At 66.9% G+C, this 21,713-nt stretch carries 24 protein-coding genes and 1 riboswitch; of the genes, 20 read left to right on the forward strand and 4 right to left on the reverse strand.

Features of this window, described 5'->3' with window-relative positions; all coding sequences use genetic code 11:
- Nucleotides 1-3: 3 nt before the first annotated feature.
- From A3Q40_RS02985 to A3Q40_RS03000, 4 genes are read left to right on the forward strand one after another with little or no spacing between them, the layout of a single operon-like run.
- Nucleotides 4-843, forward strand: coding sequence for an ABC transporter permease (locus tag A3Q40_RS02985; RefSeq protein ID WP_068099731.1), 840 nt, complete (start codon nucleotides 4-6; stop codon nucleotides 841-843).
- Nucleotides 840-1,562, forward strand: coding sequence for an ABC transporter ATP-binding protein (locus A3Q40_RS02990; RefSeq protein WP_068099732.1), 723 nt, complete (start codon nucleotides 840-842; stop codon nucleotides 1,560-1,562). Before A3Q40_RS02985 ends, A3Q40_RS02990 begins: the two co-directional genes overlap by 4 nt.
- A 37-nt stretch (nucleotides 1,563-1,599) precedes the next feature.
- Nucleotides 1,600-2,643, forward strand: coding sequence for an ABC transporter substrate-binding protein (locus A3Q40_RS02995; protein WP_068099733.1), 1,044 nt, complete (start codon nucleotides 1,600-1,602; stop codon nucleotides 2,641-2,643).
- Nucleotides 2,644-2,661: 18 nt separating this feature from the next.
- Nucleotides 2,662-3,768 (forward strand): LLM class flavin-dependent oxidoreductase, encoded by a 1,107-nt coding sequence (locus tag A3Q40_RS03000; RefSeq protein WP_068099734.1) that lies wholly within the window; start codon nucleotides 2,662-2,664, stop codon nucleotides 3,766-3,768.
- Nucleotides 3,769-3,920: 152 nt separating this feature from the next.
- Here A3Q40_RS03000 and A3Q40_RS03005 read toward each other — a convergent pair whose 3' ends face one another.
- Nucleotides 3,921-4,649, reverse strand: a complete 729-nt coding sequence (locus A3Q40_RS03005; protein WP_068105028.1) for an endonuclease/exonuclease/phosphatase family protein — start codon at nucleotides 4,647-4,649, stop codon at nucleotides 3,921-3,923.
- An 83-nt stretch (nucleotides 4,650-4,732) separates the two neighbouring features.
- Between A3Q40_RS03005 and A3Q40_RS03010 the strand changes: the two genes are divergently transcribed.
- The 4 genes from A3Q40_RS03010 (at nucleotide 4,733) to A3Q40_RS03020 (ending at nucleotide 8,324) form a co-directional block, all read left to right on the forward strand.
- Nucleotides 4,733-5,419, forward strand: a complete 687-nt coding sequence (locus A3Q40_RS03010) for a haloacid dehalogenase type II (RefSeq protein WP_068099735.1) — start codon at nucleotides 4,733-4,735, stop codon at nucleotides 5,417-5,419.
- A complete protein-coding gene (locus tag A3Q40_RS20060; protein WP_157889479.1) occupies nucleotides 5,416-5,595 on the forward strand; it encodes a hypothetical protein in 180 nt (59 codons plus the stop codon). Before A3Q40_RS03010 ends, A3Q40_RS20060 begins: the two co-directional genes overlap by 4 nt.
- Nucleotides 5,563-5,655: riboswitch (TPP riboswitch) on the forward strand. It overlaps the preceding gene by 33 nt.
- Entirely contained in the window at nucleotides 5,646-6,416 is a 771-nt protein-coding gene (locus tag A3Q40_RS03015) for a 3-oxoacyl-ACP reductase (protein ID WP_068105031.1), read from the forward strand. Its footprint overlaps the riboswitch before it by 10 nt.
- Nucleotides 6,417-6,575: 159 nt before the next feature.
- A complete protein-coding gene (locus tag A3Q40_RS03020; protein ID WP_068099736.1) occupies nucleotides 6,576-8,324 on the forward strand; it encodes a TerD family protein in 1,749 nt (582 codons plus the stop codon).
- Nucleotides 8,325-8,349: 25 nt separating this feature from the next.
- Here the strand turns inward: A3Q40_RS03020 and A3Q40_RS03025 are convergent, their stop codons facing one another.
- A complete protein-coding gene (locus A3Q40_RS03025; protein WP_068099737.1) occupies nucleotides 8,350-8,766 on the reverse strand; it encodes a glyoxalase/bleomycin resistance/extradiol dioxygenase family protein in 417 nt (138 codons plus the stop codon).
- Nucleotides 8,767-8,868: 102 nt separating this feature from the next.
- Here A3Q40_RS03025 and A3Q40_RS03030 point away from each other — a divergent pair, with 102 nt between their 5' ends.
- The 6 genes from A3Q40_RS03030 (at nucleotide 8,869) to A3Q40_RS03055 (ending at nucleotide 13,223) form a co-directional block, all read left to right on the forward strand.
- Nucleotides 8,869-9,825, forward strand: coding sequence for a helix-turn-helix transcriptional regulator (locus A3Q40_RS03030; RefSeq protein WP_068105035.1), 957 nt, complete (start codon nucleotides 8,869-8,871; stop codon nucleotides 9,823-9,825).
- 48 nt (nucleotides 9,826-9,873) lie between these two features.
- A complete protein-coding gene (locus tag A3Q40_RS03035; RefSeq protein WP_068099738.1) occupies nucleotides 9,874-10,713 on the forward strand; it encodes an SDR family oxidoreductase in 840 nt (279 codons plus the stop codon).
- Nucleotides 10,714-10,783: 70 nt separating this feature from the next.
- A complete protein-coding gene (locus A3Q40_RS03040; protein ID WP_068099739.1) occupies nucleotides 10,784-11,074 on the forward strand; it encodes a hypothetical protein in 291 nt (96 codons plus the stop codon).
- Nucleotides 11,075-11,096: 22 nt separating this feature from the next.
- Entirely contained in the window at nucleotides 11,097-12,014 is a 918-nt protein-coding gene (locus tag A3Q40_RS03045) for a hypothetical protein (protein WP_157889480.1), read from the forward strand.
- Nucleotides 12,011-12,466 carry a hypothetical protein gene (locus tag A3Q40_RS03050; protein WP_068099741.1) on the forward strand — a complete coding sequence of 152 codons (456 nt, stop codon included), beginning with the start codon at nucleotides 12,011-12,013 and terminating at the stop codon, nucleotides 12,464-12,466. The genes A3Q40_RS03045 and A3Q40_RS03050 overlap by 4 nt, the downstream gene beginning before the upstream one ends.
- Before the next feature lie 58 nt (nucleotides 12,467-12,524).
- Nucleotides 12,525-13,223, forward strand: a complete 699-nt coding sequence (locus tag A3Q40_RS03055; protein WP_068099742.1) for a hypothetical protein — start codon at nucleotides 12,525-12,527, stop codon at nucleotides 13,221-13,223.
- Between the two features lie 104 nt (nucleotides 13,224-13,327).
- Here the strand turns inward: A3Q40_RS03055 and A3Q40_RS03060 are convergent, their stop codons facing one another.
- Entirely contained in the window at nucleotides 13,328-13,975 is a 648-nt protein-coding gene (locus A3Q40_RS03060; RefSeq protein ID WP_068099743.1) for a response regulator transcription factor, read from the reverse strand.
- Nucleotides 13,976-14,064: 89 nt separating this feature from the next.
- Nucleotides 14,065-15,186 carry a sensor histidine kinase gene (locus A3Q40_RS03065; RefSeq protein ID WP_157889690.1) on the reverse strand — a complete coding sequence of 374 codons (1,122 nt, stop codon included), beginning with the start codon at nucleotides 15,184-15,186 and terminating at the stop codon, nucleotides 14,065-14,067.
- A gap of 247 nt (nucleotides 15,187-15,433) precedes the next feature.
- Between A3Q40_RS03065 and A3Q40_RS03070 the strand changes: the two genes are divergently transcribed.
- From A3Q40_RS03070 to A3Q40_RS03095, 6 genes are all read left to right on the forward strand, one after another.
- A complete protein-coding gene (locus A3Q40_RS03070; RefSeq protein WP_068105039.1) occupies nucleotides 15,434-16,045 on the forward strand; it encodes a DUF4352 domain-containing protein in 612 nt (203 codons plus the stop codon).
- 70 nt (nucleotides 16,046-16,115) lie between these two features.
- A complete protein-coding gene (locus A3Q40_RS03075; RefSeq protein ID WP_235606409.1) occupies nucleotides 16,116-16,751 on the forward strand; it encodes a VWA domain-containing protein in 636 nt (211 codons plus the stop codon).
- A gap of 117 nt (nucleotides 16,752-16,868) precedes the next feature.
- A complete protein-coding gene (locus A3Q40_RS03080; RefSeq protein WP_068099745.1) occupies nucleotides 16,869-18,518 on the forward strand; it encodes a GIY-YIG nuclease family protein in 1,650 nt (549 codons plus the stop codon).
- 108 nt (nucleotides 18,519-18,626) lie between these two features.
- Nucleotides 18,627-20,270, forward strand: coding sequence for a nuclease-related domain-containing DEAD/DEAH box helicase (locus tag A3Q40_RS03085; protein ID WP_068099746.1), 1,644 nt, complete (start codon nucleotides 18,627-18,629; stop codon nucleotides 20,268-20,270).
- A gap of 96 nt (nucleotides 20,271-20,366) precedes the next feature.
- The gene (locus A3Q40_RS03090) at nucleotides 20,367-20,810 is read left to right on the forward strand and encodes a hypothetical protein (protein WP_068099747.1); all 444 of its coding nucleotides are present in this window, start codon (nucleotides 20,367-20,369) and stop codon (nucleotides 20,808-20,810) included.
- 45 nt (nucleotides 20,811-20,855) lie between these two features.
- Nucleotides 20,856-21,674 carry a hypothetical protein gene (locus A3Q40_RS03095; protein WP_068099748.1) on the forward strand — a complete coding sequence of 273 codons (819 nt, stop codon included), beginning with the start codon at nucleotides 20,856-20,858 and terminating at the stop codon, nucleotides 21,672-21,674.
- The last annotated feature ends 39 nt before the right edge of the window (nucleotides 21,675-21,713 follow it).

The following is a 21,713-nucleotide window of genomic DNA, read 5'->3' on the forward strand; positions in this document are numbered from 1 at the left end:
CCCATGGTTGTCACGTCCTACGCGGTTCCCGCCGGAACCGTGCGCGGGACCGCGGCGTCGGAACCCACCCGCGCGCCGTCCTGGTGGCAGCGCCGCCGGTGGACCGTGCTGCGCGCGCTGTCGCCGGTGGCGATCCTGCTGCTCTGGCAGGTGGCGAGCGCCGCGGGAGTGCTGTCCGAGCGGGTGCTGCCGGCGCCGTCGCTCATTCTCGACGCCGGATGGCAGTTGACGACCAGCGGCGAGTTGGCCCACGCACTGGCCGTCTCCGGAACCCGTGTGGTGCAGGGCCTTCTGCTCGGCGGGGTGATCGGTGTCCTGCTCGGCACGATCGTCGGGCTCTCGCGGTTCGCCGAGGCCACCGTCGACCCGCCGCTGCAGATGCTGCGCGCGCTGCCCCACCTCGGGCTCATCCCGCTGTTCATCCTGTGGTTCGGCATCGGCGAGACGCCCAAGATCCTGCTCGTCGCCCTCGGTGTGGCGTTCCCGCTGTACCTCAACACGTTCTCTGCCATCCGGCAGATCGACCGCAAGTTCCTCGACACCGCTGTGGTGCTGGGCTTCTCGTGGTGGCAGCGGTTCACCGTCATCATCGCGCCGAGCATCGCCCCGCAGCTACTGGTCGGTCTGCGCCAGTCCCTCGCGATCGCGTGGCTCTCGCTGATCGTCGCCGAGCAGATCAACGCCGAGTCCGGGCTCGGGTACATCATCAACAACGCTCGTGACTTCCTGCGTATCGACGTCATCATCTTCGGTCTCGTGGTCTACGCGCTGATGGGCATCGCGACGGACGGCATCGTCCGCATTCTCGAGAAGCGCTCGCTGCGCTACCGGTCGGAGGCATGAGCATGACGACCACCACGTCCGTGGCGACGCTGTCCGGAATCGACAAGTGGTACGGCGACTCTCACGTGTTGCGCTCGGTGGACCTCGAGGTCGGCCGCGGCGAGATCGTCGCGCTGGTCGGCCGGTCGGGCTCCGGTAAGTCGACGATCCTGCGGGTGCTCGCCGGACTCTCCACCGACCACACCGGACGACGCGACGTCGCCGGCCACCCCGCCGTCGCCTTCCAGGAACCACGCCTGTTCCCGTGGAAGAGCCTGCGCCAGAACGTCTCCTACGGGCTGAACACGGCCGGGGTGACCGGGGAGCCGGCCCTGACTGCCGCCGACGCCACGCTCGCCGAGGTGGGCCTGGGCGACAAGCTGAACGCTTGGCCGCTCACCCTCTCCGGTGGGCAGGCGCAGCGCGCCGCGTTGGCCCGCGCCCTCGTCGGCGAGCCCGAACTGTTGTTGCTCGACGAGCCGTTCGGCGCCCTCGATGCGTTGACACGGTTGTCGATGCAGTCCCTGCTGCTCGACCTGTGGTCCCGACACCGCTTCGGCATCCTGCTGGTGACGCACGACGTCGACGAAGCCGTCGCGCTCGCTGACCGCGTGCTCGTCCTCGAGGACGGAGCCGTCATCGACTCCGTCCCCGTCTCGCTCGATCGTCCGCGCGACCGCGGGACCGCCGACTTCTCCCGCATCCGCAGCCGCCTCCTCAGCGCGCTCGGCGTGCACTGATCGTTCCTGTTCACCGATCCCGAAAGTAGCCCTCTCCATGTCGCCGTCCCTTCGTGCGCGTTCCACGCGGACAGTCGCAGCCGTCGCCGTTCTGGCCCTGAGCGTGGCCGGTCTCGCCGGGTGCGTCTCGCGGGAGAGCGCCTCCGCGTCGTCGGACGCGCCCGCCCTGGTCTCGAACGACCAGTTGAGCACCGTCACACTCGATGTGGGTGATCAGAAGGGCGGCACGGAGGCGCTGCTCCGTGCGTCCGGCGAACTGGACGGAACGCCGTACGCCGTCGCGTTCTCCACCTTCACGTCCGGTCCGCCGCAGGTGGAGGCAGCCACCGCCGGGCAGATCGACTTCGCCGTCACCGGTAACACGCCGCCGGTCTTCGGCGTCGCGGCCAACGCCCGCATCAAGGTCGTGTCGGTGTACACCAACGACGCCAGCGGCGACCAGATCCTGGTGCCGCCCACCTCGACCGCAACGACGTTCGCGGATCTCAAGGGCAAGAAGATTGCCGTCGGGAAGGGCTCGTCCGCCCACGGTCACGTGCTGTTGCAGCTGCAGAAGGCCGGTCTGACCCTCGACGACGTGCAGCTGGTCTTCCTGCAGCCGGCCGACGCGTCGACGGCGTTCTCGTCCGGGGACGTCGACGCGTGGGCCATCTGGGACCCCTACACCGCGATCGCGCAGGTGCAGAACGGATCCAAGACCCTGACCACCGCGGAGGGCGTCGCCAACGGGTACGGCTTCGGCATCGCCTCCCAACAGGCACTGGACGATGCCGCGACCAACACGGCGTTGCAGGACTTCGTCGTTCGCCTCGCCAAGGCGTCGGCATGGGCGGAGGCGAACCCGACCGAGTGGGCCGCCGCGTATTCCGCCGCCGTCGGCATCGATCCGAAGGCCGGTGAACTGGCGCAGGGCCGCAGCCAGCGTCCTGCCATCGCACTGGACGACAGCGTCGTCGAGTCCGAGCAGACCTTGTACGACGCCTTCGTCGAGGGTGGTGCCATCCCCGGTGGCAACCAGTTCGCAGACTTCGTCGACACCCGCTACAACGACGCGGTCGCTCAGGCGACCACCTCCAACTGATCGCAGGAGTTCTCACTCGTGACCGCTCGCATCTTCTGGTTCCTTCCCACCGCCGGTGACGGCCGCTCGATCGTGGGGGCGTCGCACGCGTCGTCGCATCGCGTCGAGCCGGCCGGGTTCCGACGGCCGTCGCTCCGCTACCTCACCGAGGTGGCGCAGGCCGCCGACCGCCTCGACTACGAGGGGGTGCTGACGCCGACAGGCACCTGGTGCGAGGACGCGTGGCTCACGACGGCGGCGCTGCTGCAGGCGACGCGGCGGCTGAAGTTCCTCGTCGCGTTCCGTCCGGGCCTGACTCCGCCGACGCTCGCCGCGCAGCAAGCTGCGACGCTGCAACGCTTTTCGGAAGGCCGGGTGCTGTTCAACGTGGTGACCGGCGGTGACGATGCCGAGCAGCGGCGGTTCGGTGACTGGGTGGATCACGACCGTCGCTACGCGCGCACCGACGAATACCTCGACCTCGTGCGCCGCATCTGGACCGAGGAGTCCGTCGACCACGACGGCGAGTTCTACCGCGTCGAGGACGCGCGGGTGTCGGAGGCGCCGGACCCGTTGCCGGAGTTCTGGTTCGGCGGCTCGTCGGACCCCGCTCTGGCCGTCGCCGCCAAGCGGGTGCAGACCTACCTGACGTGGGGCGAGCCGCCCGCGGCGGCCAAGGCGAAGATCGAGCGGGTGCGTGCCCTTGCCGACGCGGAGGGCCGCAAGCTCACGTACGGCATCCGGCTGCACACCATCAGCCGCGACACGTCCGAGGAGGCGTGGGCCGTCGCGCAGCGCCTGCTCGACGAGCTGCCCGACGACGCCGTCGAGAAGGCGCACCAGCTCCATGCGGCGTCGCAGTCGGAGGGGCAGCGCCGCATGGCGGCCCTGCACGGCGGCAGCAAGGACTCGCTGCAGATCTACCCCAACCTGTGGGCGGGCGTCGGCCTCATCCGCGGCGGGGCGGGCACCGCGCTGGTGGGGTCGCACGAGGAGGTCGCGAACCTCATCGGCGAATACCACGACGCCGGGTTCGACGAGTTCATCTTGTCCGGCTATCCCCACCTCGAGGAGGCGTACCACTTCGCGGAGGGGGTGCGGCCGATCCTCGACCAGCGTGGGGTGACGGCGCCGGCGAGGAGGTAGGGCCTGCCCCATGCGGCGCAGGAGCAGTGCTCGGCAGTGCTTGTGCTTGTGCTTGTCCACGCAGGCATAGCGGCCTCTCACTCGTGGGGGAGCGCAGGCACCCGGGGTCTGTGCTTGCGTACGCAGGCACAAACGACGGCGAGGTACTCGACCTATCCCGCGCGGACTGTGGTCGGCAGTACGAGGCGACATGCCACCCCTGAGTGGTCACTGAGTCGGATCTCGTCCGTCCGGCCCGGCCAGGTGCTCAGTCCGGTGCAGGCAAGGTCCGAGGCGATGTGGTCGATCAAGGGACCGTGCTCGACGTCCCCCGCGGTGTGAATCGTCCAGCGGGCACCGATCACGTCGACGAGTCGGTCGGCGACCGCCTTCGGTTGCCGGGTGCGTGGCAGCCGCTGGTTGAAGTCCCCCGCGACGACCGTGGGAATCGCTGGATCGAAACCGGCGGCGAGCTCGTCGAGACGATCGAGGCAGTCCAGGTGCTCCGACCACGACGTCGCGTCCTTCCTCCCGGTGCTCACGTGGGCCGACGACCACGGGATGCAGACGGCAACGATGCGAATCGGCCCTTCCGGCGTGGCGGCGATCGCCGTCGCCACTCGCCCGGCTGCGCCGCCGGTGGTTGCCCGGTAGACCTCGCTCACGGGCCACCGCGACCGAATGAGGACCTTGCGCCGATCGGGCTGCACGCCGTAGCCCCAGTCGTCGCCCGCGTCGATGACATGCCCGCCGTCCGGCAGAAGTGATCGGCGGCCTTCCGTCACGACGAGAATGTCGGCGGCGGTGGACGCGAGCCTGTCGCGAACCGCTGCGGTCCGGGCGCCTTTGGCCGGTGCCCATTCCGTGTTCCATGTTGCGACGACGATGTCTGTCTGGTCCACGGTCGGCACCCTACGGCCCGCGACCTGTGCTGCCGATGTGTCGGCGCTCTTACGACGGCCCGTCCATGGGTAAGCGCGTCGGTATGACAACCCCAGCCGCACCCGAGGTCTTCGTCTTCGACGTGGTCGGAACCCTCGCAGATCTGCAGCCCGTGGAGAACCGCATGCAGGCCCGCGGACTCCCCGCCGGCTCGCTCGACCCGTGGTTCCGCCACATGCTTCGCGACGCGATGGCCCTCACGTTGGCGGGCGACTACCTCCCGTTTACCGACGTCGCCGCGTCCGCCCTGCACAGCCACACCCGCGGGGCGTTGTCCGACGACGACGTCGAGTGGATTCTGGGCGGCTTCTCCGAGACTCGACCCCACCCCGACGCCGTGCCTGCCGTCGACGCCGCACTGAAAAGCGGGGCGCGGGTGTTCGCGCTGTCCAACGGTGCGGCGTCGTCGACCGAGGGCTTTCTCGACCGGGCGGGGATCCGCGACCGGGTGGAGCAGATCCTGTCGATCGACGACGTCCGCGCTTGGAAGCCGTCGCCCGCGCCCTACCGCCTGGCCGTCGAGCGGGCCGGGGTGCCCGCATCGTCGATGGCCATGATCGCCGTGCACGGGTGGGACCTGCACGGCGCCAGTCGAGTTGGTCTGCGCACCGGGTGGTGTTCCCGCGAGGAGGGCGTGCTGACGCCGGCGTTCGCGCGCCCGGACGTCGTCGCCGACAGGCTCGACGACGTCGTCCGGGGGCTGGCGACCCCGAGCGTCACCAGCGAGTGACGGCGCCCTCGATCCGCCCCGCCCATCCGTCCATCACCGTCGCGATGCTGCCGCCGGACGGCTCGCGATACGCCGACGGGGACAAGTCTCCGACAACCCTGAGCAAGGCCCGCGGCTCTCTCTCGCTCGCGCCGTGGTTGCATGGACTCGACACGGGGTGCCGGGCGGCCGGCTGAGAACACACCCGTCGAACCTGACCGGGTCATGCCGGCGGAGGGATGTCGAGATGGCGACAGCGATCGCTGATCAGGTGGTGCTCGTGACCGGTGGCGCTCGGGGCCTGGGTGCGTCGATCAGTCGGGCGTTCTTGGCCCAGGGCGCCCGCGTTGTCGTGAACTACCGTCGCAGCGAGGAGTCGGCGCAGGCGTTCGTGACCGAGTTCGGACGCGAACGGGCGTGCGCTGTTCGGGCCGACGTCACCGTCGAATCCGACGTCGTCGACATGGTCGAGGCGGCACGGGATCACTTCGACGCACCGGTCACGACCGTCGTCAGCAACGCTCTCGTCGACTTCGTGTTCGACGGTGATGCGCGCGCTTCGGTGGACACCATCGGGTGGGACGCGTTCGATCAGCAGTTCAGGGGTTCTGTCGCCGGCGCGCTCAACACGACCAAGGCCGTGCTGGCAGGCATGAGAAAGGCGGGGTTCGGCCGAATCGTCACCATCGGAACGAATCTCGTGCAGAACCCCGTCGTCCCGTACCACGACTACACGGCTGCGAAGGCGGCCCTGTTGGCACTCACGCGCACGTTGTCCGCCGATCTCGGTCCCGACGGGATCACCGTCAACATGGTGTCCGGCGGCCTTCTGCGAACGACGGACGCCAGCGCCGCCACCCCCTCTGCCGTGTTCGACATGATCGCCGCGAGCACCCCGCTGCGCCGGGTGACGACGCCGACCGAATTCGCCGACGCCGTCCTGTTCTTCGCTTCCCCGTGGGCGCGGGCGGTGACCGGGCAGAACCTCGTCGTGGACGGCGGGTTGGTCAAGGACTGACGCCTCGGCCTGACCTCCGACACGCGAAGTGCTGAGCGGTCCACAGCGCGGCCGAGATCGCGCGTGAATCGACTGCGCTGTTCCAGCGAGCAGTTCCACTGACGCAGGTTCAGCCGAACCCGAAGGTTCGGTCCGTTTCCGTGCGAGAGTGGTCGCGTGATGTTCAGGACGCCGGCGGCCAGCGCCGATCGTTGGGTGGTGGTCGACGTCGAGACGTCCGGCCTGAAGGCACACCGGGACCGTGTCCTCAGCGTCGCGGCGATCACGTTGGACGACGACGGCAGGGTGGGCCAGGAACTGTCCACCCTGATCGACCCGGGGTGCGATCCCGGTCCTGTTCACATCCACGGTCTGACGAGGGAGCGTCTGCGTGGAGCGCCGCGTTTCGACGAGGCGGCGCCGCACCTGATGACCCTGCTCGCCGGCCGCACCATGGTGGCGCACAACGCCAGTTTCGATCACGGGTTCCTCCACCGTGAACACCTCCGTGCCAAGGTGACGATGCCGACGGAACACCGGTTGTGCACCCTCGCTCTGTCCCGTCGGTTGCAGCCCGATCTCGAGAATCACACGCTGTCCACGCTGGCGCGGCGGTGGAAGATTCGGCAGTCTCGGGCCCACGACGCGTACGACGACGCACGCGTACTTGCCCAGATCTTCACGCACAGTGCGCGATTGGCGCGCTCGCTCGATCTACCGTTACCCGTGGTCGCCTGCACCGAACGCATATCGGTCTACCCCGACTCCATTCCGCGAACTCCATGCCCGTGGCGGAATCCCGGTCCGTTGGACCCAACGGTCGGCCTGGTGCAGGGCATGCGCGTGGTCATCAGTGGCGACACCCGTGTTCCGCGTCTCCGACTCGCCGAACAACTCACCGCCGCCGGCCTCGACGTGATGAACTCGGTCAGTCGCTACACCAGTGTCGTGGTCTGTTCGGATCCGTCGTCGGACAGCGTCAAGGTGCGTCGAGCCCGTGAACACGGACTCCAGGTGGTCTCCGAACAGCGAATCCTCAATCTCGTCCGCACAATTCGACCCGGTGCGCCGAAGGCGGAGCGAACACCGGTGGTTGTCGTGCCAGCGAAGCCGACGCCCGTCGTCGGTCCGTGGGCTAACCGCCGCGTCCTGGTGATGGGCGGAACGCACGGTGAGGCCGTTGTGATGCGTTCGCGTCTCGTGCAACTCGGCGCGCGTCCTGCCGTCAACCTCCATGCGAGCGTCTCGGCGGTGTTGATCCTCGACGGCGGTGACGGGGATCCGAGAATGCCACGCGTCGTCGAGCGGGGTCTGACGGTTCTCGCTGCCGACGACGTCGATCGCGCCCTGAACCTGGACGTCCCCGCCGCGGCACCGCTGACCCCGCGCAAGGCCGAGACGACTGATGCGCCACAGCTTTCACGCGGGGCCGTCATCGACCTCGAGGCGTCGACAACCGCGTTCACCATCGACGCCTCGTGGAACGCGTCGGGCCCGACGCTGCCGGTCGACGTGGTGGCGTTCCTGCTCACCCGCGACGAAGTGGTGTCCGAGGACGAGGATTTCGTGTTCTACAACGCCCCCGCAACGTCCGACGGTGCCGTCGCTCTGACGGTCGACGGCGATCGCGAGCAGGGCGTTCGTCTGGACCTCGCGCTGGTGCCCGACGACATCGAGCGCATTGTGGTCGCCGCCGCGGTCGACGGCGAGAACACGTTCGGCGACGTCGGTGCGGTGTCCCTGTCGGTCGCGGGTCCCGAAAGATCGATTGCCACAGCCGTTCTCGATGCGGCGACCACGGAGCGGACCCTGCTGCTTACGGAGGTGTACCGCCGGGGGACCGGTTGGCGCCTCCGTGCGATCGGACAGGGTTACGACGACGGCTTGGGCGCGTTGGCTGTCCGGTACGGCGTGGAGGTCGACGACTGATCGGTCGAAGCCGGGTGCACCGGGGTCACCACCGCGGGATGACGTCCAGAATCCACACGACACCGAACTTGTCGACCAGCTTCCCGTAGAGCGGTGAGAAGCCGACCGGGCCCAGCGGCACCAAGACCGTTGCCCCGGCCGACAATCCGGTGAAGGCCGCGGTGATGACGTCGGCGTCGGGACTACGCAGCGCGCTGTAGAACGCGTTCTCGCCGGGGTGATACTCGAGCGAGTCCTGGATGTCGTACGCCATGATGCGGAACCCGTCGGGCGTGCTCACCTCGCCCCACGCCACCTGGTCGGCCTGGTCCGGGCCCTGGCCCGACGGGGTGTCGCCGTACGGAAAGGCCGTCAGCTCGCCGCCGAACACCGACTGATAGAACTCGAGCGCCTCGCGGGCGTTGCCGCGGAGGTTGACGTGCAGTGCGCTGATGATGGTCACGGTGAATCCTTCTTCCGGAGTTCCGGCCTCGTGGCCGCTGCAGACCACGTTCTCAGCGATATAGGTCAGATCCTGTCCTAGTGGTGCGCGATAGTGGGACGCATGTCGGAACCGTCGTCGCGGATGCTCGCCTTGCTCTCGCTCCTGCAGCTGCGTCGGGAGTGGTCGGGGACCGTGCTGGCCGATCGCCTCGGCGTCACCCCGCGCACCATTCGGCGCGATGTCGACCGGCTCCGTGAGCTCGGCTATTCGGTGTCGGCGGTGCGGGGTTCCGAGGGCGGGTACCGACTCGACGCAGGCGACGCGGTACCGCCCCTGTTGCTCGACGACGAGCAGGTGATCGCCTTGACGGTCGCGCTGCAGATGGTCCCGTCGGTGGGTGTCGACGTCGGTGACGCGGCGGAGCGCGCCCTGGCCACGTTGCGACGGATCATGCCCGACCGAGTACGACGCCGCGTCGACGCCGTTGAATTCGCCTCGATGCCGACGACGGTCGACCCTGTCGATGCCGATGTCCTCCGGGCGATGGGCGAGGCGGCGCGGGCGCGAGAAGTGGTGCGCTTCGATTACGTTGTCGACGAGAAGGTCTCACCCGTGGGGCCGCCCCGCCGGGTGGAACCGCACGGCGTCGTCGGGGCCGGGTCTCGCTGGTACGTCGTCGGTTTCGATCTCGACCGGGACGACTGGCGTCTGTTCCGCGTCGACCGCATACGCCCGAAGATGCGCACCGGCGTGACGTTCACGGCACGGGACGTTCCCGGTGGGTCCGCGGGGGAGTTCGTCCGTCGCCACTTCCGCGGGACCGCATCCGGGGAGTGGGCGTGTGCCGGGGAGGCGGCGGTCGCCGCGCCCGCGTCGGCCGTCGCGCCGTTCGTCGGTGACGGCGTCGTCGAGAGCCTGGACGACGGCCGGTGCCGCGTGCGGATCGGCGCGTGGTCCTGGGCCGGGGTAGCGGCGTCGCTGCTGCGTTTCGACGCTGCGTTATCCGACGTCGAACCCCCCGAATTGGTCGACACGATGCGGACGATGGCGGGCCGCCTCGAGGACGCCCTTCCCTAGTCTTACGGGCACGCACCTTCGTCGTGTCGGCCGCCGTACGCTCGGCTCATGACGCCGACCATTGCTGTCACGGGTTCCACCGGTGCGGTCGGGGGTGCAGTAGCGGCACTCCTCGCGGACTCTGGAATGGCGATTAGATTGCTGGTTCGTGACATCGGGCGGGCACCGGCGATCCCGGAGAGTGCCGTCGAGCAGTGTTCGTACGACGACGCGGATGCATCGATTCGAACCCTGCGCGGCGTCGACGTGCTGTTCATGGTGTCGGGGTCGGAGAGCGCGACTCGACTCGACGAACACCGGACGTTCGTCGACGCCGCGGCCGCGGCAGGGGTGCGGCACCTGGTCTACACGTCGTTCTTCGGCGCGGCCCCGGACGCGACGTTTACGTTGGCGCGGGACCACTTTCACACCGAGCAACACATCGTGGCGTCGGGGATTGGCCACACGTTCCTCCGCGACAACTTCTACGCCGATGTGATGGAGCACTTCGCCGGCGAGGACGGCGTGATCCGTGGGCCCGCCGGCGACGGACGGGTATCGCTGGTCGCCCGAGCGGACGTGGCGCGGGTGGCCGCGACGGTGCTGAATGACCCCGCGTCGCACGTCGGCAAGGCCTACGACCTCACCGGCCCCGAAGCGTTGACCATGGCCGAGGTGGCCGCCACGATTGCCGAGGTGCGGGGGCGGGACGTGACGTTCCACAACGAGACGCTCGACGAGGCGTACGCGTCGCGCGCGCAGTGGAACGCTCCGGACTGGCAGAACGACGCGTGGGTGTCGACGTACACCGCCATCGCATCGGGCGAGTTGAGCCGGGTGAGCGACGACGTGGAGCGGGTGACGACGCGGCGGGCAATGACGTTGAGCGAGGTGCTGCGCGCGGGCTGATGTCCGCTTGCGTAGATCGGCGGAACCGACGGGGGTCGTGCTGCGTCCTACCCCTCGGGGGTGAGGCGAGATGCTCGTCGATGCTGACATCGAGGCCATGAAGTTCGTCAGTCGTACCGTTCTCGTCGAGGCGGAACGACTTGCCGCGGTGCCCGCAGCGCGCGCCGCGGTTGCGATGCCGGGCGCGGCCACTGCAGCGGCGATGGCAAGGGCGAACAGGCGTCTGTCGTCCGCGATCAAAGAACTAGCCGCCGGCGTCACGGCGACGGCCCGGTCAGTGGCGGCATCCGCGGTCGGCTACAACGTCGTGGATTCCGCGAACGCGGCCCGACTCGGTGGGGTCACGAATGGCGGTCTCTGAGGCCCTTCGCGACAGGGAAGCTGTGGCGACCTGGGAGTCGGCGGCGATGCTGACCGACGCGACCGGGATCGCCGACGTCACGCTCTCCGTGGAGTTTTGCGCCTCGGCCTTCGACACCGGTGTGGGGCAACTGCGTGATGCCTGGAGCGGTGAGGCCGGGGATGCCGCGGTGCGCAGCCTGCAACGACATGTCGATGCTGCGCGACAGCTCTCTCGCGGAGCTCGTGCGCTGGAACGCGCGGTCCGAGACGGCGAGGCGACCCTCGACCACGCTCGGACGCAACTCCTGGACGCCGTTCTGGCCGCGGAGGCGGCGGGCTGCACGGTCACGTCCGAGTGGTCGGTGACCGGTCCACCCGACGCTGTCGAGGTGCATGCCGCGGTGGTCTCGTCGCAGCTACGGGCCTTGATCGTTGCGGACGAGTCGGTCGCTCGATCCATCGACGATGCGTCGCGGACCTTGGTCGACAACCATGCGCGGACGTTCTTGCCGGTTGCGGTCGGAATCGCGTGGGCTGTGGACGCGGCCGTGAGCGCCATGATCGCGGCAGGGGTTCTCTCGGCCGGAGCAATCGCATTCGCGTTGGTCGACAGGTTCGGAATCGAGGCGTGGGAGAGCATTCGAGAGGCCATTCCGAATGCATTCTTCGAAAGTTCCGGCCCGATCGACGAGGCTGGCGTGCGTGAGGCGGTTCAGTCGGCTACTGAACCAGGGAAGAACCCGCCGTTCCGTCAGGTGGACACTCCGGCGGAGGTGGCTTCGATCTACGACAGAGTGGCCTCTGAAGGGCGGGTGCTCGACGTCGGACGTTACCCCGGGACCGGAGTGGTTTTGCCGGACGGGACCGAGTTGCGGTACCGACAAGACAGCAAGTCCGGAGGTCCAACAATGGACATACGCTATCCCGACGGTTCGATTGTGAAAGTGCATGTGAAATGACTGATATCCGACTCGAGAATTTTCTACTCTCCTCCCTGGCTGAGGACTGGATGTCGTTCGGGGAGTTCCTGTTCTTTGCCGGGCGAATTACTCCTCGAACATCGGCTCCCCCCGACGTCGCGGAGGTCGTTCGAGATCTGGCAACACGTGGTTTGATCGAGCTGGGCGGCTGGTCCGACGACGGCCGTTTCGAGGTGTGGGACGTGTCCGTCGACGAGGCGCTCCACCGCATTGCGTACGGGTACCAGGGGGAGGCCGGGTACCTGAACGGGGATACCGAGGTCCTCGGCCGAACCGAAGTGTTCAGGGCGAACCTGACCGCGCTGGGGGAGGAGCGGCTGTCCGAACTCGGGGACCCGTACGACAACTACGGTGACCCCTGGTCCGAGGTCCCGCATCTGCGCATCGCTCGTACGGTGCCACCGTGGCGCGAAGTCGACGACCGTCCGTGATGTCGGAGCAATCCTCTACGTTCCGTGCACTCGGACGCACCGCACCCCAGGAGTCACGATGACCGGTCCTTCGAACTCACTCGTTTCCGTTCTGCTTCACCACTCGGGGTCGAGGCCGTCGATCGTCGACGCCACGTACGGCGGCTTCAGCCGCTTCGCCCAGGCAGAGCGCCGTCGATCGAGCTCGACCATCGTCGAACTCGCGCAGCTCGACGACCCTGACGAGTCGGACTACGGGCCGGGTTACTTCGAGATGGACTACGAGGCGGAGTCCTTCGGCGGGGCCGGACTTACAAGGCTCCAGGGGTTTCCGCGAAGGCCAACCGCGTTGTGCGACGAATTGGGCAACTGGATCACGGCGGTGGATGCGCTTCACTCGATACTGCCGGCGGAGAACCAGCCGGGGGCGGTCACCGTTGTGGTTCTGACGGCCGGGCATGCCGTTGCTGGCCGTCAATGGTCGCTTGACGACGTGCGCCGACTCATCGAGCGGCAGGAAGCAAAGTTCGGATGGGACTTCGTCCTTCTGGGCGCCAACATGGACGCGGTCGAGACGGGGGCGAAGATGGGCTTCGCCCGAAACAAGTCACTCACGTTCGACGCGTCGTCTGCGGGTATCGACTCGGCCTTCTCCGCTGTGTCGCACTATCAGATGCGAAAACAGGAGGCTGGTACACAAAGAATCGCGGGGTTCTCCGACGAGGATCGTCGGCGCGCGTGTCGACGCTTCGCTGCAGTGTCACGGCGACGTCGGTAACAGGGAGGTCTTCGTAGCGTGCCGCGCTCGGGATCGCGACTGGTGCAGAGCCCGAATGATCGCGTTGGACAGCCGTGGCGCACCAACGGCTGCTTGCTCACGAGCTACTCGACCAGTCCGCACCGAAAGGCCGTGAGTGCGGCTCCGACTCGGTTGGACACCCGCAGCTTGTGGTTCACCGACGCGAGGTGGGACTTGACCGTCGTCTCCGACATGAACAACCGCCGCGCGATGTCGGCATTCGTGGCGCCGGACGCCATGACGGCCAGCACTTCCCGCTCGCGATCCGTCAGCGAGTCCAGAGCGACCGTCGGTCGCTGCGACGGTGAGTGTCGAACGATGCGGCGTAACGAGTCCTCGGAGAAGAGGGTGTTGCCGGCCGCGACGGCCCGGACCGATTGGTGATAGGTCTCGGGCGGCTCGGATTTGCTGAGGAAGCTGTGGGCACCGGCTTTGACGGCTTCGACCACCAGGTCGTCGACATCCATCGCCGTCATCGCGACGACTTTCGGCGGATCCGGCATCGTCATCAATGTCCGTGTTGCGTCGAGCCCGCCAACACGTCCCATCATCAGGTCCATCAGCACGACGTGCGGGCGCGTGGCCTCCACAGCCGCGGGGACCTCGTCGCCGTCGGACCTTGACCCCACGACGACGATGTCCGTGGTCGCCGCGAAGATGTCTGTCATTCCGCGCCGGACGAATGCATCGTCGTCGACAACGAGAACGGAAATCTGCGCTTCGGAACCCATGATGCGTCGACCGTAGCGAACGACACCGACACGGCCGACCCATTGGATCTAGAGATTCCGTCGTGGACGTCGAGTCGAACTGAGCCGGGTCACGAGTACCAGGGCAACCACGCCGACAGGACGAACTCCCCACCGTGGACATCCCACCGCACCCATCCGCCTGCCGTCTGCGCTTGTTCGGCCAGACCGACCAACCCGCTCCGCAATCCCGGCCCTGGACTCCCGGACGCCGCCGGGTTTCGCACGACCAGACTGATGCCGTCGGTGTCGGCACCGCTAACAGTGATCTGCAGCGGCGAACCGGGTGCGTGCTTTTGGCTGTTGGTGAGGGCCTCTTGGACGATGCGATACGCGGTGTGACTGGTCAGGTCGCCGACGGTCCCCGGAAAAATGTCCTGGATCAAGGTCACCCGACATCCCGCCGAACGCGCCGCATCGACCAGGTCGCCGATACCCGCCAGGCTGCGCCGGCCGGCGTCGGCGCCACCGGTCGCCGATCCACGGAGAACGCCGATGATGCGTTTGAGCTCGTCCAGGGAGTCGTGCGCAGTGGCACGGATCAGCGCCGAGGTGTTCGAGACCTTCTCCGGTCCGTCGGTACTTCCGACTTGTAATCCGCCGGCGAGCAGCGAGATCCGGCTGAGGCCGGCTGCGAGCGTGTCGTGCATGTCGCGCGCGATGCGCGCACGTTCCTGCTGAATCAGCATGTCTTCGTGCAGACGCCGAGACTGCGCGGTTGCTTCGTTTCTCGACCGGACCGCCACGTCGAGGTCGGACCTCGTTCTGCGTAGTTGCGAAAGGCCCACGACCACGGCGACGAGCACCGCGGCGACGAGCATTGGGAGCCACCACGGGAGCGACCAGGTCGGAGGGGGCTGACCCTCGATCTGCTTCACGCCCAGCGTCAATACCGAGAAATCACGTCGTCGGGACGCGTCGTATGTCAGCGAAACCGCGCAGGCCAGGTACACGGCCGCCGCCGCGCCGACCAGGCGACGCCCGCCCGCCCTGGCGCCGACTGCGTACAACGTGATGAGCGCGGCCGTGGCATCGGTCGCGAAGAACAGCGGTCCGGCGACCGACATCGCCAGGACGATCCAGGGCTTGTCGTGCCGCCAGACCAGCGCCACCGCCGCCGCGACGTTGAGGACAAATCCCAGCCCGGCGTTCCAGGCGGGAGTACCGGATATTCCGGCCAGGCCCACCGTCATGATCGTGCAGAACAGGCTGAGCGTCACCGCGCCGACGGTCCAGGCGCGACGCCGAACCGTGGCTGCAGTCGTGGACACCTTGCCGACGTTACGGGGACCGTCCGACACGGTCGTCGGTTCTTCGGTCGCGGAATCCGCCCGAAAGGACGAGAAAGGTCGACCGGTTCGACGAGGTGGAGAGCGGGCTGGGTGCGGTGTGCTCGTCGTGAAGCATCGACCGGTGCTCGACGTGTCGAGAGGAAACACCATGACTCAGCCTCCGCGGAACCCCTACCCGCAGCAGCCGCCCGCCAAGAAGAACTGGTTCTTGCGCCACAAGATTCTCACCGTCCTCGGCGCGCTGATCGTGATCGGCGTCGTCGTCAACCTGGCCGGCGGTGGCGGTGAGAGCGGGTCGGGCGGTGGTGTCGACAACACGACTTCTCAAGCTGCGCCGAACGCCGAGGCGCCCGCGGAGGGCGGTCAGACACCGGGGATCGGGGCCGCGGTACAAGATGGCAAGTTCGAGTTCGTGGTCCAGAATGTCGAACGCGGTGTCACCTCGGTGGGGGACCAGTTCACGTCTCAGACGCCGCAGGGTGAGTACGTGCTGGTCACGGTGAATGTCACCAATATCGGCAACGAGCAGCAGTTGTTCGACACCACGTCGCAGAAGTTGCTCGACGCGCAGGGGCGCGAGTACTCGACCGACACCGTGGCGACGGTGACCGAGGATCCGAATCTCGGCTTCTCGCAAATTAATCCGGGGAACTCGCTGGTCGCAACCCTGGTGTTCGACATCCCGACCGGGGTGTCTCCGTCGGAGATCGAGCTGCACGATTCCCTGTTCTCGGGTGGTGTCACGGTGGCCCTCGGGTGAACAGGGATTCGATGTCGGACCCATCCTCCACAGTCCCCGCATTCGATCGCACCGCGTGTCAGGAGCCCTCATGACCGATCCGTCCCTCTCCCTCGTGGCCGCCCTTCTCGATCGCTCCGGGTCGATGGCGTCGATCGCCGACGACACCCGCGGCGGTTTCGACAGCTTCATCCAGTCCGAGCGCGGACACGACGGCTCGACGGTGGTCACGCTCGCGCAGTTCGACGACCGATACGAGATGGTCTACGAGTCGAAACCGATCGACGAAGTGGGCGGGCTCGAACTGCTGCCGCGGGGGATGACGGCGTTGTACGACGCGGTGGGCACCTTCGTCACCGAGGTCGGGGCGGCACTCGCGGCGCTGCCGGAGGAGCGGCGACCGGGATCGGTCACGGTGCTCGTCATGACGGACGGCCACGAGAACTCCAGTCGCGAGTGGTCGCATCAGAAGGTGCGCGCTTCGATCGAGCAGCAGGAATCGCAGTACGGGTGGGATTTCGTGTTCCTGGGCGCCAACATGGACGCGGTCGAAACCGGGGCGCAGATGGGCTTCACGAGGGACAAGTCGCTCACCTATGCCGCGTCGTCCGAAGGGGTGAACGCGGCCTTCTCTGCGGTGTCCGGTTACCAGGATCGGAAGCGGGCGTACGGGATGCGCAAGGCCGCAGGGTTTTCCGACGACGATCGGCGTCGGGCGGGTCGGTGACACAGAGACGCCGGCCCAGCGGTGACCGACCACATGATCACGACAAATCGACCGTAAGGTCGGGTCTGCGGTGCCGAGACCGGCTATGTTCTCGATCGGTGTGAGGGAGGATTTGCGATGTGGTGTGGAGACGCGCGCCTGGCGAGGTGGTCGGCGGACAACGGCTTCGGAGTCGAGCGGGAGTACAGCCGTGACTGGCTCGACGAGCTGACGCCGAAAACCAGTGGCCTGTACATCTTCGAAGCCGAGAATCACGAGGCGTACATCGGCATCTCCACCGACCTGCGTGCGCGGCTGGGGCAGCATTCCCGGCTCCACGGTGACATTCGAGCTTTCCGAGTGCGCGAGATGGCCGGCAACCCGATGGAACTGCGGACCGTCGAGCGAAAGCTGGTGCACGACGCGCAGAGGAACGGGCTGATTCTTCGCAATCGCGAACACGCCATGACCTTGACCGGCGAGAGCGTCTTCGATGACGTAATGGCTCCGGCGGAGCAATCGGCGTGGTTGCGAGATCCATCCGGCGTCAACGCGGCGGACTTGTCGTCACCTCCTCCGTACGACAGCAACCACCTGGCGGCTCATGCATCATCGTTCGCACGCTTGCAACAGCATCCCCGCAGCAGTGAGGTCATTGATGCGGTTGGCGCCTACCTGCGCGCCTGTGTTCCCGTTCCGGTTCGCACCGAAGGCACCTTCTGGACGATCAGTTGCATTCCCGGCTCCTCTCGAGCACGCCTGACGTGCATCTCCATGGCCATGCTCGAGACGTTCTATGTGTGGTCCCCACCGAACGAGGACCGGCTCGAGGTCCGGATGTTCGTCGACGGCAGTCGGATACCGAAGAGCCGGTTACCGCGTAAGGGGGACTGGCGACGGCTCGGCCCTGGCGTGAAGTTGGGCCCGCGCGCGCACAAGTCTGCGGGAGTGCACGAACGGGTCGTTGTGATCGACGACGTATCGAGGATGTCGGCGGCACTCGCCATTGCGGGCGTTGTGGACGCGGCAGCTCACCACGCTCTTGCCGTGATGCGGCAGCGGCAGTCCAATTACAAGATTTCTCACTGCCCTCAACTCGCAGCGGCGGCAACCGTCTCGGCTGACGACCGCGAAACCGTTCCTGTTCCGGTGCAGGAAGCCGTCGAGAGATCGACCGCAGACTTCATTCTGGCCGATGGAGTCGAAGACACTGCTGCTGATGCGGTGCCGAACGAGGTCCCCAGCGCAGTTGACAGTTCCCGACAGCAGACGAAAGTGGACAAGTTCCTCCGACTCGATTCGGATGGAAGCGTGCTGCGCTGGCTCGGCGAATTCATCGAATCGGCTGTCCCGGACTCCTTTACGGACGCCGGAGTGAATTGGGGCGTGACATGCGTGCCGTCGACGAAGTCGGGGCCTGGTTCGCAGCGGCTCTTCACGGTGAATGTGGGTGCGATGGAGGTGGCGTACGTTCGTGCTGCGACGAGGCCCGCGGGGGAGAACCCGACCGTCACCGTGGTTGTGTCACGTTCCGCGCTCGAGGCGGACTCCGGGTTGTCGATCGACGAATTGGCGCAAAAGTATCCCTCGGTCAGCTTCACGAACCACGGTTATGTAGCCGCGGCGGGTGACGACATCTCGCTGACCTGGCCATTGGGGGGCGTGGACGACGTGCCGTGGCAGTTTGCGTCGGGCGTTCTGGTCGATGCACTTCGAGGCTCTCGATCACCCTACCGGCGTTACCATTCTCCGGCTTTGCACAAGGAATCTCTAGCGGCCCTGGAGTAGAGGTCGGCGGATGAGGACGCGGGCCGTTCGATGTGTTCTGCTGCGGTTGAATACAATCCCGTGAGCGAAAAACCGATCACTGATGTGATGAGATGGCACCCTCGTCCAATGCCCCATGTTCCCGGTCCCCCTTCGCTCGTGAACGGCGCTGAGAGGACCGTCTACGAAGCGCTCGTCGACCAGCTAGGCGAGCACGACATCGTGCTGTCGAACCGGCGGGTCACCGACCACCACAAGGACTACGAGATCGACTTCGTCGTCCACCTCGACGGTCTCGGTGTCGTGTGTGTGGAGGTCAAGGGCGGACAGGTCTCGCACGACGGATCGACCTGGGTGCAGACGCGGCAGGGCACGGACCACGCCATAGACCCTGTCGCACAGGTACGGGATGCGAAGTACGCGCTCCGGACCTACGTGGAGGACGACCCACGATGGACGCTGGGCAAGGGGTTCCCGTGGACCCATGTCGTCGTCCTGCCGAACACCGAACTTGCTGAGGACTTCTCGCTTCCCGACTGCCCACGGTGGAGCGTCGTCGATCGGGCCGGGCTGCCTCAGCTCGGTCACTCGCTGCGTGCCATCCTGCGACACAAGTCGGACGGCACCCTCGATCCACGATCCGGTGAACAATTGCTGGCGGTGCTCGGTGGGCGAGGGTTGCCGCAGAAGGATGTCCTGTCGCGAGCCCTAGCGAACGAGGACGCCGCGGACACGCTGACCGCGCAGCAAGCGGTCATCCTGCGGGCCACCAGGCTGCTGAAGCGTGTCGAGATCCGTGGCGGCGCCGGCAGCGGGAAGACTTTTCTTGCGCTCGAGCAGACCCGCCGCCTGCAGAAGGATGGGAAGCGCGTTGCGCTCCTGTGCTACTCGCACGGCCTGGCGTCGTATCTCAAGCGGCTGACCGCGACGTGGCCGCGCAAGGAACGACCCGCGTACGTCGGCGAGTTCCACGCACTCGGCATGCAGTGGGGCGCGGCGACGGGCCCCGACGAGTCGGTCAGGACCGCCGAGAGCGTGAAGTTCTGGGAGGAGGACCTGCCCGCCCAGATGGCCGACTTGGCCGCCGCTCTCGCCCCGGGCCACAAGTTCGACGCCGTGGTCGTCGACGAGGCGCAGGACTTCGCCGATGCGTGGTGGAGTCCTGTGGTCGAATCCCTCCGGAGTGCAGAGGACGGCTCCATCTACCTCTTCAGCGACGAGGCGCAGCGAGTGTTCGACCGGCACGGCACCCCGCCGTTGGACCTGGTGCCGATCGTGCTCGATCAGAACATCCGGAACACCAAGCAGATCGCGACGTGCTTCGGTCCGCTTGCCGGACAACGCATGCGATTGCTGGGTGGGGACGGACCCGCGGTGACGATGGTGACGTGCTCGGCGGCGGATGCACTGGACCACGCGGACGACCAGATCGACGTGTTGTTGGAGTCGGGATGGCGGGAGCAGGATGTCGCGCTTCTAACGACCGGTACCCGGCACCCCGAGCAGGTCTCACGTCAGGCAGAGGGGCAGGCCGAGTACTGGAGCAGCTTCTGGGACCACGACCAGGTGTTCTACGGGCACGTTCTCGGGTTCAAGGGTCTCGAACGGCGAGCGGTCGTGCTCGCTGTGAACGAGTCCGGCGGGCGGGATCGGTCACGAGAGCGTCTCTACGTCGGATTATCGAGGGCGCGAGACCAATTGGTGGTGTGCGGGGATCCGGCCTACATCCGAGACGTCGGTGGGGCGGAGTTGGCTGCGCGGCTGGGGATCTGAGCCCGCACAACGTGGCCGAACTCGCCGCCGCATGGGTGCGCCGCGAATCAGCTCGAATCCCAGCCGTGGACCGTCAGTCCGTGACAGGCTCGTTGCATGACCGACTATGTCTACGGTGATGTCGATGGTGCGCTGGTCTTCGTACCGAAAGCTCGCGCCGAACAGCTTTCGATTCTGCGGTCGGATTTCGCGACATGGGGTGATGCAAAGCGGAATCTGAGTCCGGACACCTGGGCAGGCGTCGTCGAGCAATTCGACGCGGGCAAGGCCGATGTTCCTGCAGACGACGAGCCCTACGATCTCGATGCCGTTCCGGGTCATGCCGATGGCGACTGGCCGGCGTGGCCTGCCCGCGACATGCTCCGGGAGGTGCCGGCGGCGGTACGTGAGAAGTTCGGCCGGGTGGAAGACAGCGTGCACAACGGCACGTATCTGCATCTCGATGTGGCCGACGAACAGCAGATTCTCGAGGCACTCCGACCCTATGGCTGGACATGCACCCGTGACGACGCCATGGTGAACCGAGCAAGCGGGTACTGACAGCACCGGCTCTCCGGAGCGACGACAGAGGGGGTGGGCTCGACAATGGCCAGGGTTCCGCAGATCACGGTGGACGACAACGAAGTTCTCGACCAGTTGCACAAGGCGGGCGACGCCGTCGGACACAAGACGCTGCAACAGCGGTGCAAATTCAGTGACAAGAGATACGACGCATCGCGAAAGAACCTCATCGCCAAGAAGCTGGCCGTCAGCGTGGCCGGCGGATGGGGTTCCCTCGGCCTGACCGATGAGGGCCGGGCGCTCCCGTCCGCGAAGGTGAAGGAATCCCTCCTGTACGCACCGTTGTGCGAAGTTCCCGTCGAGGAATGGAAAGAGACGCTGGGACTCGTTCCCATCGCGGTCGACAACACCGCCATGCAAGGTGGTCGACTTACTGGTGGTCGATGGACGCGCCCGGACCTGGTCACCGTCGGTCTTGCGAATTTCGAGTTCGTTCCGCAACTGTCGATGGACGTCTCCAGTATCGAAGTGAAGTCGTTCGTGTCGATCGACATCGCCGCGGTGTACGAGGCCTTGGCTCACCGCCGCGCCGCAACGCGCGCGTGGGTATTCTTCTACGTACCACCACATCTCGAAACGGCGACCGAAGCGCAGGTATTCGAGGTGTGCGCCGTCGCCGGGGAGAACGGTGTCGGAGTCGTCACGTTCGGTGATCCGCGCGACGCCAAGACCTGGCGGGTCAAGCAACGTGCATCACGCGTGACCACCGATCCGGCCCTGCTCAACGACTTCATTTCGGTGCAGATGAGCGACGGAGCGAAAGACACGATTAGGGCCCGAGTTGCCGAGATCAAGAACCCGGCGCCATCCGACGACGTGACCGCGTCGATCATTGCGACGTGAACCGACCGACCTCCCGGTAGCGTCGAGGTGCGACTGCCC

The sequence above is a fragment of the Rhodococcus sp. PBTS 1 genome (genome assembly GCF_001620025.1).
Taxonomy (GTDB): domain Bacteria; phylum Actinomycetota; class Actinomycetes; order Mycobacteriales; family Mycobacteriaceae; genus Rhodococcoides; species Rhodococcoides kroppenstedtii.